This is a genomic window from Litchfieldella qijiaojingensis, from assembly GCF_014651875.1.
Lineage (GTDB): Bacteria > Pseudomonadota > Gammaproteobacteria > Pseudomonadales > Halomonadaceae > Litchfieldella > Litchfieldella qijiaojingensis.
In genome coordinates this window covers 37,933-51,190 of the sequence record NZ_BMXS01000011.1, presented here as the reverse complement: position 1 = coordinate 51,190, position 13,258 = coordinate 37,933, and the positions used below count along the sequence as shown (strand labels likewise).

11 protein-coding genes are annotated in these 13,258 nt (G+C 62.2%); all 11 read right to left on the bottom strand.

The genetic code is table 11. From position 1 onward, the window contains the following. Positions 1-42: 42 nt before the first annotated feature. The 11 genes from IE093_RS11725 to IE093_RS11675 all read right to left on the bottom strand — a co-directional run bounded on the left by IE093_RS11725 (position 43) and on the right by IE093_RS11675 (position 13,163). On the bottom strand, positions 43-1,338 hold the full coding sequence (locus IE093_RS11725; protein WP_189469383.1) for an adenylosuccinate synthase: 1,296 nt from the start codon (positions 1,336-1,338) through the stop codon (positions 43-45). A gap of 99 nt (positions 1,339-1,437) precedes the next feature. After that, positions 1,438-2,619 (bottom strand): ATP phosphoribosyltransferase regulatory subunit, encoded by a 1,182-nt coding sequence (locus tag IE093_RS11720; protein ID WP_189469381.1) that lies wholly within the window; start codon positions 2,617-2,619, stop codon positions 1,438-1,440. Positions 2,620-2,708: 89 nt separating this feature from the next. Next, positions 2,709-3,620: a protease modulator HflC gene (gene hflC / locus IE093_RS11715; protein ID WP_189469379.1), complete on the bottom strand. Its 912-nt coding sequence runs from the start codon at positions 3,618-3,620 to the stop codon at positions 2,709-2,711. Further along, positions 3,617-4,831, bottom strand: a complete 1,215-nt coding sequence (hflK, locus tag IE093_RS11710) for an FtsH protease activity modulator HflK (protein ID WP_189469377.1) — start codon at positions 4,829-4,831, stop codon at positions 3,617-3,619. The genes hflC and hflK overlap by 4 nt, the downstream gene beginning before the upstream one ends. 132 nt (positions 4,832-4,963) lie before the next feature. Then, entirely contained in the window at positions 4,964-6,277 is a 1,314-nt protein-coding gene (hflX, locus tag IE093_RS11705) for a ribosome rescue GTPase HflX (protein WP_189469375.1), read from the bottom strand. Between the two features lie 17 nt (positions 6,278-6,294). Continuing rightward, positions 6,295-6,540, bottom strand: a complete 246-nt coding sequence (gene hfq, locus IE093_RS11700; protein WP_076747124.1) for an RNA chaperone Hfq — start codon at positions 6,538-6,540, stop codon at positions 6,295-6,297. Positions 6,541-6,652: 112 nt separating this feature from the next. After that, positions 6,653-7,591: a tRNA (adenosine(37)-N6)-dimethylallyltransferase MiaA gene (miaA, locus tag IE093_RS11695; protein ID WP_189469373.1), complete on the bottom strand. Its 939-nt coding sequence runs from the start codon at positions 7,589-7,591 to the stop codon at positions 6,653-6,655. Positions 7,592-7,617: 26 nt separating this feature from the next. Continuing rightward, a complete protein-coding gene (gene mutL / locus IE093_RS11690; RefSeq protein ID WP_189469371.1) occupies positions 7,618-9,549 on the bottom strand; it encodes a DNA mismatch repair endonuclease MutL in 1,932 nt (643 codons plus the stop codon). Between the two features lie 124 nt (positions 9,550-9,673). After that, positions 9,674-11,095 carry an N-acetylmuramoyl-L-alanine amidase gene (locus IE093_RS11685; protein WP_189469545.1) on the bottom strand — a complete coding sequence of 474 codons (1,422 nt, stop codon included), beginning with the start codon at positions 11,093-11,095 and terminating at the stop codon, positions 9,674-9,676. A 105-nt stretch (positions 11,096-11,200) separates the two neighbouring features. Beyond that, entirely contained in the window at positions 11,201-11,671 is a 471-nt protein-coding gene (gene tsaE / locus IE093_RS11680; protein WP_189469369.1) for a tRNA (adenosine(37)-N6)-threonylcarbamoyltransferase complex ATPase subunit type 1 TsaE, read from the bottom strand. Then, complete coding sequence (locus IE093_RS11675) at positions 11,652-13,163, bottom strand: NAD(P)H-hydrate dehydratase (protein WP_229803504.1); 1,512 nt, start codon at positions 13,161-13,163, stop codon at positions 11,652-11,654. The genes tsaE and IE093_RS11675 overlap by 20 nt, the downstream gene beginning before the upstream one ends. Between the last annotated feature and the right edge of the window lie 95 nt (positions 13,164-13,258).

Sequence of the window (13,258 nt, the reverse complement as noted above, 5' to 3'; positions counted from 1 at the left end):
CCGGCGTTACGCCGGCTCGTGCAAGTGGTTCCTCAGGTCCCGTCAGCTATCGAACGGATTGCGCAGGACGATCGTCTCGACGCGGTCCGGCCCCGTGGAAATAATGTCGATCGAGGTGCCCACCTGCTCCTCGAGGAAGCTGATGTAGGAGCGGGCATTAGCCGGCAGGTCCTCGACACGCTTCACGCCCAAGGTCGACTCTCTCCAGCCCGGAAGGTCCTGATAGAGCGGCTCGATGGCTTCGTAGCCCTCGGAATCCACCGGGGTGTCCAACACCTCGCCGTCCTTGCTGCGGTACCCGACACAGACACGAATGTTTTCCAGGCCATCGAGCACATCGAGCTTGGTCAGGCACAGGCCGGATACCGAGTTGATCTGCACGGCATGACGCAGGGCCACGGCATCGAACCAGCCACAACGACGTGGACGACCGGTTGTGGCGCCGAACTCGTGCCCCCGCTCGGCCAGATGGCGACCAAACTCATCGAACAACTCGGTAGGGAACGGACCGGAACCAACGCGGGTGGTATAAGCCTTGGTAATGCCCAGCACATAGTCGAGATACAACGGCCCGACTCCGGAACCGGTGGCGGTACCACCTGCCGTGGTGTTGGAGCTGGTGACGAAAGGGTAAGTGCCGTGGTCGATATCCAACAGCGAGCCTTGAGCCCCTTCGAAGAGGATATTCTCGCCGGCCTTGCGCAAGTCGTGCACCAGGCTGACAGTATCGCAGACCATGGGGCGCAGCTCCTCGGCCATCTCCATGGCTTCGTCGAGTACCTGCTGGAAGTCCACCGGCGCCTCGCCGTGATACTGCGTCAACACGAAGTTGTGGTAATCAAGCACCTCGCCGAGCTTGGATGCGAATCGCTCGCGATGCAGGAGATCGCCCAGGCGTAGGCCGCGGCGTGCGACCTTGTCCTCGTAGGCCGGGCCGATGCCGCGGCCGGTGGTGCCGATCTTGGCCACGCCACGGGCCTTCTCGCGTGCTTGGTCGAGGCGCACATGATAGGCAAGGATCAACGGACAGGCCGGAGACAGGCGCAACCGTTCCCGCACTGGCACGCCCTTGGCTTCCAGCTCGCGAATCTCCTTGATCAGAGCCTCCGGCGACAGCACGACACCGTTGCCGATCACGCAAGTCTTGTCGGCACGCAGGATACCGGAGGGAATCAGATGCAGGACGGTCTTCTCACCGTCGATGACCAGGGTATGGCCGGCATTGTGCCCTCCCTGAAAGCGCACCACGGCGGCGGCTGATTCCGTGAGCAGGTCGACGACCTTGCCCTTGCCTTCATCACCCCACTGGGTGCCCAGTACGACTACGTTCTTGCCCATTGGTCTCGTCTCTTGCGTCAGCGCTGCAAAACATTGATCGTCGTCCGTGACTGCTCGGTCACGCACGCTATTTCCGCGAGGCTCGGCTGCCTCACCCGTTCATTCCAGGGACACCACGCGCCACTGCCCCTCCTGCTGAACGAGGCGGCGATTGCAGCGGTGTTCTTTCGGGCCAGTGCGCTGTCCCGGCAAAGCCTGCACCACCCGCTCGCCGGCACCGCGCAGCGAAGCCACCGTTTCGGCCAACTCCGGCGCCTCGTCAAAGGGCGCCCAAATCCCATCGCAGGACGGCTCTTCCACAGACAGCGAAGCCAATAGCTTGAGATCCATGGAAAACCCTGTGGCCGGTCGGGCACGCCCAAAGGCACGCCCGGTATCATCATAGCGCCCCCCCTTGGCCAGTGCCTGCCCATAGCCTGGCACATAGGCGGCGAACATCATCCCGGTGTGGTACTGATAGCCGCGCAGCTCGGCCAGGTCATAATAGAGCTCGACCTCGGGATAGGCAGCCTTCACACCAGCGCTCAACGCCTCCAACTGATCCAGGGCGGCACCTACCGCGGCGGGAGCCTCGGCAAAGACCTCGCGAGCCCTCGTCAACACGTCTTCTCCGCCATGCAACTCGACCAAGGCGCGAAACATCTCGGCCAGTCCCGGATCCTGCACACCTTCGGCGACGCGGAGAGACAATTCACCGGGAGACTTCAGTTCCAAGGCGTCAAATATAGCGCGTTCCTGCTCGGGATCGAGCTCGGCCGCCTGGACCAGGCTGCGATAGATGCCGATCTGTCCCAATGCCAGGTGAATTTCCTGCGCACCGGCGACCATCAGACTCGACAGGGCCAAGTGCAGTATCTCCAGGTCGGCCTGCTGACCGGCATGTCCGAACAGCTCGACCCCTACCTGGACCGGACTTCGCCCACCTTGATACTGGTCGGCCTTTGCGCGCAACACGGTCGTGCAGTAACAAAGCCGTACCGGTCCTTGGCGCTTCAGCGAATGGGCATCCATGCGCGCCACCTGCGGTGTCACGTCGGCGCTGACGCCCATCAAGCGACCGGTGAGCTGGTCGGTGAGCTTGAACGTCTGCAGTTCGAGATCGGTGCCAGTACCGGTCAGCAGCGAATCGAGAAACTCCACCGGAGGCGGCATGACCTGGTCATATCCCCAGCGGTGATAGTGGTCGAGCAGCGCTCGGCGCAGCTCTTCCATGCGTGCCGCCTGGGGCGGTAGCACTTCGTCCATGCCATCGGGGAGTAACCAGCGGTCAGCGATGGTCATATTTCCTCCACAAAAAAACCGGGCCACGCCCGGTTGATGGAGTTTATCATGTTTGGCCCCGGGGTGAACCCCGGGGCGCCATTCCAGGATCACTCCGTCCCATCACCCGCCATCCTCGGACCCTCGGACGGTGGCTGGGCGTTATTGAGATAACGGAAGAAGTCGCTGGAGGGTTCCAGCACCAGCATGTTGCCGTCTCCCGAGAAGCTATCCCGGTAGGCCTTCAGGCTGCGCCAGAACGAGAAGAACTCCTCGTCCTGTCCATAGGCCTGGGAATAGATGGCCGCGGCCGCGGCATCACCTTCACCGCGCAGGGTCTCGGCACGTTCGCTCGCCTGTGCCAGCAGCACCTGGCGGCGGCGATCGGCATTGGCGCGAATGCGCTCGGCTTCCTCTTGGCCCTGGGCGCGCCATTCGCGAGCCTCGCGCTCGCGCTCGGAACGCATCCGATCGTATACCGCCTGGGAGACGTCCTCGGGCAGATCGATCTGCTTGACGCGGATATCGAGGATCGACACCCCCAGTTCATCGCGCAGTAAGCGATCGAGCTCCTGAGTCGGGCCGGTCATCAATTCGTCGCGACGCTCGGAAATGATCTGCTGCAGGTTCAAGCGACCGAACTCATTACGCAGGCTCTCGTCGACACGCGGCTGAATCAGGCGTACCGCTATCATCTCGTCACCCGCCGTCGCCTCGTAGTAACGCGTCGGGTTGACCACTTGCCACTGAACGAAGGAGTCGACGATCACCGCCTTCTGCTCCAACGTCAGATAGCGACTGGGATCGGTATCCAACGTCAACACACGAATATCGAACTTGCGGACCGTCTGGGTGATGGGAATCTTGAAGTGCAAGCCCGCCTGTATGTTCTCCTCGATGACTTCCCCGAAACGCAACTTCACGGCACGTTCGGTCTCGTCGACGATGTAAAGACTGTTGCTGGCCAGCCAGGCAGCCGCGGCGAGCCCCCCGACGATGAGCAAGGAACGATTGTTGATCATTGACGGCCCTCCCTGCGGATACCACTACTGCTAGTGCCCTGCTGCTGACTGCGCACGCGTTCGAGCACGCGAGGGTCGATGGAAGCGTCGTCGGAAGCGTTGTCGGAGTCCTGGCCACCACGGCCTGACCCACTGGAGCGACGCAACTGATCCAGCGGCAGATACATCAGCGGGCTATTTTCGCTAACGTCGATCAACACCTTGTTCGTTTCACCGAAAACCTCGCTGATGGTCTCGAGGTACAGCCGTTCACGCATGATTCCGGGCGCATTGCGGTATTCGGAAAGCAGCGAATTGAAGCGGTTGGCCTGACCCTGGGCCTCGGCCACCACCGACTCGCGATACCCCTGGCCCTGCTCGATCAGGCGCTGGGCCTGACCTTGAGCGGTCGGAATGACGGCGTTGGCGTAGGCGATGGCTTGGTTGATGGTGCGCTGGCGATCCTCGCGGGCACGAATCACATCGTCGAATGCATCCTGTACCGCTCTCGGCGGCGCGGTGGATTCGATATTGATCGTCTGCAGACGCAGCCCGGTGCCATAGCTGTCCAGGTAGGACTGCAGACGACTGTTCACGGTGCTGCCGAGAATTTCACGTCCAGAGGTGAGGATCTCGATCATGTCGGTTCCCCCGACCACATGGCGCAGCGCGGAATCCAGCGCGTTTTCGACCGACAACTGCGGGTCGCGCACATTGAGCACGAAGTCACGCGGGCTGGCCACCTGATACTGGACCGAAATCTCGACTTCGACGATGTTCTCGTCACGAGTCAGCATCGACTGAGTCTGGGTCAACGAGCGCACACGCGTCACATTGACCATGCGCACATCGTCGATCAGCGGAGGATTCCAGTGCAGCCCCGGGGTGACTATCTGCTGGAACTCACCGAAGCGCAGCACCACCCCACGCTCCGACTGGTCGACCAGATAGAATCCGGAGGCTGCCCAGATTGCCAGCGCCACGATGATCAGCAACCCGGGCAAGGCGAAGGTATTGCGACGACCACCGCCTTTACCGCCACCACCGCCACGCCGGCCTCGACCGCCGCCGAGCATCCGGTTCAGCTTGTCCTGAAACTTCTTCAATGCTTCGTCGAGGTCGGGCGGCCCACCTTGATTGTTGCCACCACCCCCGCCGCCGCTTCCACCGCGTCGGCCACCTCCGCTCCAGGGGTCGTGCTGATTGCCACCACCAGGCTCATTCCAAGCCATACGTCGTCTCCACTATGCATATGCAGTAAAACCGTTGCCGTCGATGACGTAGGCTACACGTCATCGCGTCCCGTGGCATCGATTGCGATGTTTCTTATACCAACGTTGCAGTCGAATTGCGCTGTCTTTGGCTCACTCCCACACCGGCCGCTCCCGATACTCAGGTGGCAGGTAATCGTTGGCGTTTTCACCCAATCGCGCCAAGAGCTGCAGGAAGTCGCGCCTGGGCAGGCGGATATCCAACAGCGTCTGGCCGTGTTCGTCGAAGGTTTCATCACGCACGGCGCCTAATTCATGCAGGCCGGCTCGCAAGCGCCCCTGTGTGGGATCGAGTGCCAGCCGCGTCGCGAGCACATCCTCGGCCAGGCACTCCGACAGCGCCTGGAACAACAGTTCGAGTCCCACCCCTTGCTGTGCGGAGACCCACACCACCTCGGGGCGGCCATCGCCATCACGCTCGATGCGTGGCGCACTGTCGAGCAGGTCGATCTTGTTCATCACCCGCAAGGTCGGTACCTCATCGGCACCGATTTCCTCGAGCACCGTTTGCACCTGCGTCACATTGAGGTCGCGATCGGGATCGGCGGCATCGATCACATGCACCAGCAGGCTGGCCTCGGACGCCTCTTGCAGCGTGGCCTGGAACGCCTCAACCAGCTTGTGCGGCAAATGGCGAATGAAGCCCACGGTATCGGCTAGCACCACCGGCCCGACATCCTCGACATCCAGGCGCCGCAGCGTGGGATCCAGCGTCGCGAAGAGCTGGTCGGCGGCATACACTTCGGCCTCGGTCAGGGCATTGAACAGGGTGGACTTGCCGGCATTGGTATAGCCTACCAACGAGACACTCGGGACTTCCGCCCTGGCTCGCGCACGACGATTCTGGCTGCGCTGGCTGCGTACCTTATCGAGACGCTTGTGGATCGACTTGATATGTCCACGCAGCAAACGGCGGTCGGTCTCGAGCTGAGTTTCCCCGGGACCGCGCAAGCCGATACCCCCCTTCTGGCGCTCAAGGTGGGTCCAGCCGCGTACCAGACGCGTGGACATGTACTCGAGCTGCGCCAGTTCGACCTGTAGTTTCCCTTCATGGGTACGCGCCCGCTGGGCGAAGATATCCAGGATCAAGCCAGTGCGATCCAGCACCCGGCACTTGAGTGCGCGTTCGAGATTGCGCTCCTGTGACGGGCTCAGGGCATGGTTGAAAATCACCAACTCGGCATGATGGACGGCTAACAGCTCTTGCAGTTCTTCGAGCTTGCCGCTGCCGATGAAAGTGCGGGGATCAGGCCGATGCCGGCTACCCTGTAGCAGGGTGGCCGGCTCAGCACCGGCGGAACGCACCAGTTCCAGGAATTCTCCCGGATCTTCGCGTTCCTTTTCGTCCTGGAAATCGACATGGACGAGGACTGCCGTTTCTCCGGCGTCGGGACGTTCAAAAAACAATCACTACCTCGCAATGATCAACTTTCCTGCGCCGCGGCAGGATCCTGGGCCGGTAGACGCACGTTACGCGACGGAACCACCGTCGAGATCGCGTGCTTGTAGACCATCTGGCTAACGGTATTGCGCAGCAGAATGACGAACTGATCGAAGGATTCGATCTGTCCCTGCAGCTTGATGCCGTTGACCAGGAAAATGGACACCGGAATGCGCTCCTTGCGCAGGATGTTCAGATACGGGTCTTGAAGGGACTGCCCTTTGGACATTTTGCTCTCCCTAACTGTCTCTTTGCTTGATGTTTTCTATTTTTGCCAACCAAGTGGCACATGGTTCGTCAACGGCTCGACTATTCCCGCCAAGCGAAGGGAGTATCTTACGCTAAGTGCCACATTGGCGCACGATTTTCAGGACCTCATCGAGTGCATCGCCGCGTTGGGCATCGACCCACGTGAGATCCCGCCAGCCACGCAACCACGTCAACTGACGTTTGGCCAACTGGCGCGTCGCCACGATTCCCTTGTAACGTAGCGTATCCATGTCGTAACGACCTTCCAGGTATTCCCACGCCTGGCGATAGCCCACGCATTTCATCGATGGCAGGCCCACAACCAAGTCGCCCCGCGCTCGCAACGAGGCTACCTCATCGATGAAACCTTTTTCGAGCATTTGCTCGAAACGCTCGGCGATACGCCGATGCAACCAACTTCGCTCGTAAGGTGCCATTCCTATCGACAGCGTTCGCCAGGGGAAGGTTTCAGGGCGTTGTTCCCGCCACAGTTCGCTCATTGAGCGCCCGCTGACCCGATACACTTCCAATGCCCGCATCAGCCGTTGCGGATCATTGGGATGAATCCGTGCCGCCGACTCGGGATCGACCCTGGCCAGCTCGTCGTGCAACGCGCCAAGCCCCTGTTGTTGGGCCTGGAACTCGATCTCCGCACGCACTTCAGCATCGGCTGCAGGGAGATTGGCCACCCCCGCGAGCAGGCGCTGGTAATACATCATGGTGCCGCCAACCAGCAGTGGCGTGCGCCCCCCTGCGGTGATTTGCCGCATCTCGCACAAGGCATCCTGGCGAAAATCCGCGGCCGAATATGCCTCGGACGGGTCACGAATATCGATCAGACGATGGGGAGCGCGAGCCAGTTCCTCTGGACCCGGCTTGGCGGTTCCGATATCCATGCCACGATAGATCAGTGCCGAATCGACACTGATCAATTCACACCCCAGGCGCTCATGCAACGCCATCGCCAGATCGGTCTTGCCGGCCGCAGTGGGGCCCATCAACAGAATCGCCAGCGGTCGAGCGTCAGCCATCGGCATCCTCGCAGATCATGGCACCATCACTGGCCACGAAGGAACAACTTGTCGAGTTCGTGCATGGACATCTCGGTCCAGGTCGGGCGACCATGATTGCACTGGCCGCTACGCTCGGTGCGTTCCATGTCACGCAGCAAGGCGTTCATCTCGGTGATGGACAAGCGGCGGTTGGCCCGCACGCTACCATGGCAGGCCATGGTCGACAGCAATTCGTTTATTCGCGCCTCCAATCGGTCGGAGCGTCCGTAACGCTCCAGATCGCCGAGCATGTCACGGATCAACGGTTCGACATCGGCGTCGGCCAGCAGTGCCGGCACCTGTCGCACCAGCAAGGTTTCCGGGCCAGCCACATCGAGTTCCACTCCCAGGCGGGCGAAAGCCTCACGCTCGGCTTCGGCGGTGGCGACCTCCGAATAGCTGGCCGCCATCGATACTGGCACCAGCAGCGGCTGCGCCTCCAGCGCACCACCATGAACCTGAGCCTTCATGCGCTCGTAGGTGATGCGTTCGTGAGCAGCGTGCATATCGACCACCACCAGACCACGAGCGGTCTGGGAAAGAATATAAACGCCATGCAATTGGGCGATGGCATAGCCCAGCGGCGGAGCCTGGGTGGCATCGTCCTCGCCTAGCTCGGGTGCCCGAGCAGGCGCTTCGACCTGGTGTTGGCGCCGTTCATGCAGCGCAATCTCGGCTGCCCCACCGCCGGGAGTCGCCGGCTGCGGCGTCAGCAAGGTGTCCTCGTGATCGGGATGCAACGCATGATAGCCGGCCATGAACTGCCTGACGCGATCGGCGCCGGGGAGTCTATCGCTACCCTCCTGCGATGGCCGCAGCGCCATGGGTTGCTGTTGCCAGCGCGGCTGGACAGCAGCTTCCGGAGCCTCGCGAGGCGCCTCGGGAGACGAATCTGGTGCGGCATCCTGCGGCGTGGCATTGGGGCGTACCTCGCCCAACGCCCGATGCAAGCTGGAGAACAGAAAATCATGCACCAGGCGGCCGTCACGGAAGCGAACTTCATGCTTGGTGGGATGGACATTGACGTCGACCACCGTCGGGTCGACCTCCAGATAGAGCACGAAGACCGGGTGTCGACCATGGAAAAGCACGTCGCGGTAGGCTTGACGAATCGCATGCGCCACCAAGCGGTCACGCACCACTCGCCCATTGACGAAGAAATACTGCTGGTCTGCCTGCGCCCGCGAATGCGTGGGTAGACCTACCCAACCCCACAGTCGTAAGCCGCTGGCCTCGAGATCGAGGTGCAAGGCATTGTCGAGAAACTTACCGCCCAGCAGCGCCGCGATACGACGCTCACGGCCCGCCGCATCATCGGCTCCCCGCAACTGATGCAGGGTCTTCTGATTGTGGCGCAACGTCCAGCCGACGTCATAGCGCGACAGCGCCAGGCGTCGAAAGGCCTCTTCCGCATGACCGAACTCGGTCTTCTCGGTACGCAGGAACTTGCGCCGTGCTGGAGTATTGAAGAACAGATCACGCACGCTGACCGAGGTCCCGCGGGGGTGTGGAGCGGGGCTGACCCGAGGCTCCATCTGGCGACCTTCGGCCACCACTCGCCAGCCGCTGCGCGGGTCCTCCTCGATATTGGAAACCAGCTCCAGACGCGATACCGAGCTGATCGAAGCCAGCGCCTCGCCACGAAACCCCAGGCTAGCGACGCCTTCCAGGTCCTCCAGCGATTCGATCTTGCTGGTGGCATGACGCGACAGAGCCAGCGGTAGATCGTCCTCGGCGATTCCCGAGCCATCGTCACGCACTCGGATCAGACGGGCACCACCGTTCTCGAGCTCGATCTCGATTCGCCGACTGCCAGCATCGATGGCATTCTCCACCAATTCCTTGAGCACCGATGCCGGGCGCTCGACCACCTCACCGGCAGCGATCTGGTTGGCCAGGCGTGGGTTGAGGATATGGATGCATCGTTTATCTGTCATAACACTCCGCGTCAGCCAGAAGCTCGAAGCTCGAAGCTCGAAGCTCGAAGCTCGAAGCTCGAAGCTCGAAGCTCGAAGCTCGAAGCCAGGTTTTATCTTCCAGCTTCCGACTTCAAGCTTTCAGCTAGGATCTCGGTATGCGCAACACCTGCCCAACACGTATCACGTCACTATTGATTTCGTTGGCCTGCTTCAACTGACCCAGCGGCACCTGATGGCGCGCGGCGATCTCGGAAAGTGTGTCGCCGGGCTGGATACGATATTCGTTGCCGCTGCCACCACGCCCTCGATCACGCTGCCAGGCCAATAGACTGGCCGGTGGCGGATTGCGTTCGAAATGCGCCAACACCCCATTCAAGATGGCTTGTGCCAGGCGTCGCTGATGCGTCGGATCATTCAGGCGCCGCTCCTCGTCGGGATTGGAGATGAAGCCGGTTTCGATCAGCAGGGAGGGAATGTCTGGTGATTTCAACACCACGAACCCGGCCTGTTCGACGCGCGACTTGTGAAGCCGGTTGGCCCGACCGAGTTGGTCCAGCACCTGGCCACCGATCGCCAGGGAATCGTTGAGCGTGGCGGTCATGGTCAGATCCATCAACACGCCGCGCAGCACCTCGTCCTTGTCGCGCAAGGACAGATTGCCATCCACGCCACCGATCAGGTCGGCCCGGTTTTCGCTGTTCGCCAACCACTGGGCGGCCTCCGAGGTAGCACCGCTCTGCGACAGGGCATACACCGAACTGCCCTGGGGGCGAGGGCTGTTGAAGGCATCCGCATGAACGGAGACGAAGAAGTCGGCCTTCTGCTCGCGCGCGATCCGAGTGCGTTGACGCAATCCCACATAGTAGTCGCCATCACGGATCATGACCGCCCGGAAGCCCTCGGTATCGTTGATCAAGCGCTGCAGTTGCCGGCTTATGTCCATGACCACGTCCTTCTCTCGAGTGCCACTAGGGCCGATGGCACCGGGATCCTCACCGCCGTGACCGGCATCGACGGCGATGATGATGTCACGCTTGGGATGAGGTTGTGCCTGTTGCAGGGCCTGGGCCGCGGCACTTGCTTCACCACTGGTCCGACCTTCGGCGCGCGCTCGCGCAGCGGCGATTTCCTGCTCGCGAATCATTGCCTCGATCGGGTCGATGGGATCTTCCACGGCACTCTCGCCAGGATATTCGAGATCCACCACCAGGCGATGACCGTACTGGTCGTTGGGCGCCAGGGTGAAATAACGAGGCTCTACCCGCCGCTCGAGATCCAGTACCACACGTAACCCAGTGCCGTCTCGCACCCCGGTGCGCACGGCACTGATGGCACTCCCGTCGAGATTCAGGCGCCCCGGATCGGCCTGTAGACGACTGTCCTCGAGATCGATCACCAGACGTTCGGGGTTATCCAGGGTAAAGACATTAGCCTGGGTCGGTGCCGATAGGTCGAAGACCAGGCGCGCATGATCCGGCGCCGCCCACAGGCGCATGTTGTCGACCTCGCCCGCATTGGCCAACGTCGAAAAAGCCATCAACACCATCAGCCACAGCGACGACATCACGCCCCGTCCAGGGAAGCGCGGCAGCCGTGTGGGTCGAGCCCATGCGCGTATCGCAGTTTCGATCGTACAGCTCATTCTTGTCGGGTCTTCCTTGTCGGCAGCTCAGTCCCCCGGCTGCCAGTCTGTTGCCAAGCGTGTCAGTACTCGTGTGCCGTAATCGCTGGCCGCCTGTACTTCTGCCAGACGTCCCACGCCGCTGACCGCCAGATGTACATGCAGGTCGGGCGTTCCCAACCACCCGTGACCACGCTCCGGCCATTCGATGAGACACAGGCAGTCGGCATCGAGCAGATCGCGTGCACCCATGAACTCCAGCTCTTCCGGGTCCGACAGGCGGTAGAGATCGAAATGATGGACCTGCACCGTGCCCAGTCGATAAGGCTCAACCAGCGTATACGTCGGACTCTTGACGGCACCGTGATAGCCGTAAGCCCGCAGCACCCCACGGGTCAACGTCGTCTTGCCGGCTCCCAGCTCGCCTTCGAGATGGACCCGGCCACGCCCTTGTAGTGCCTTCCCCAGCGCTTCGCCGAAAGCGACCTGGGCCTGTTCGTTATCGAGTCTCGCCTGCATCCTGGTTCCGCGGGTTAGCCAAACGTCGCGCATAGCATGCCAGATCGCTGGCCAGCAGACCACGCTCGCCAGCGGCTTGCGCGGCCGCATCGGCGGCACTGGCGTGGAGTACCGCACCAAGCCGGGCCGCCACTTCGCATGGCAGACGCTGTGCCACCAGCGCTCCCAGCATGCCGGAAAGGGCATCGCCCATGCCACCACTGGCCATGCCGGGATTACCGTAGGGACAGACACCGACGCCCGCGGGTCCAGCGATCAAGGAGCCGGCTCCCTTGAGAATGACGCAACCTCCGCGGCGACGTTGCAGTTCCCTTACCGCCCAAGAGCGGTCAGCCTGTATCTGGGCCGTCGTCGTGCCCAGCAGGCGCGCTGCTTCCCCCGGGTGCGGCGTCAAGATCCAGTCATCGCGATGGAGCTGGGGCCAGTGCTTTGCCAGAAGGTTGAGGGCATCGGCATCCAGCACCAACGGCTTGCCAGCACCGAGCGCCGCCTGCAGCATGGCCTGTCCCCAGGATCCTTGGGCGAGACCGGGCCCAACCACCAGCACGTCGACCGCTTTCAGCAACTCACTGATCTCGGTGGCCGAACGCACCCCGCGCACCATCACCTCAGGACAACGCACCAAACTGGCGGTGACATGCTCCGGTGCCGTGGCCAGGCTGATCAGGCCGGCGCCCAGGCGCGCCGCGCACTCGCTGGCCAGAAGGGCCGCACCGCCGAATCCTGGCGCCCCGCCGAGCACCAATACGTGCCCGTAATGGCCCTTGTGGCTATCGCGCCGGCGCGGTGGCAGCCAGGCACCGACCAAGCGAATGTCGAGCAAGCGTGCCGCTGGCACCAGGTCGTCGTGAACCGCGACATCGACACCCAACGCTTCTAGACGATGTTCACCCACATGCGCCACCGCCGCCCCCGTATGCAAGCCCAGCTTGTCGCCGATGAATGTCACTGTCAGCGTGGCATCGACAGCACACCCCAGTACCGCACCGCTGTCCGCCGAAAGTCCCGAGGGAATATCTACGGCAAGCACTGGCTTGCGGCTCGCATTGATGGCCTCGATGGCCCCTCGGAAAGGCTCGCGCACTTCGCCATTCAGGCCGGTGCCCAGCAAGGCATCGACCACCACATCACCGTCGAATTCGACGTCGGGCGCCCAGGCCTGCACACGCAAGCCTGCTTTCTCCGCCATTTCCCGCGCACGGGCGGCATCGCCCGTCAGGGTCGTCGGATCACGCACCGCGACGAGCTGCGCATCGATGCCATCGCATACCGCAAGCGCCGCGATCACATAGCCATCACCGGCATTGTTGCCGCCACCGCAAACCACGCTCAGGCGCCGCGTCCGGGGCCAGCGTGCCCGCAGAGCGTCATAGGCGGCCATGGCAGCCCGCTGCATCAGCTCAAAGCCATTGATACCCGAGGCGATGGTGCGACGGTCGAGTTCGCGTACCTGTTCGGCCAGGTACAAAGGGCGTCCTTCAGGCGTTAGCATCGGCTTCTTCGCATATGACGTCGGCATGCCTTCTAGTGTAGGGTGTTCTTGCCAGCCGCCAAGCGCCTTGCGCTGAATTTTCACGGTTCTTTTCG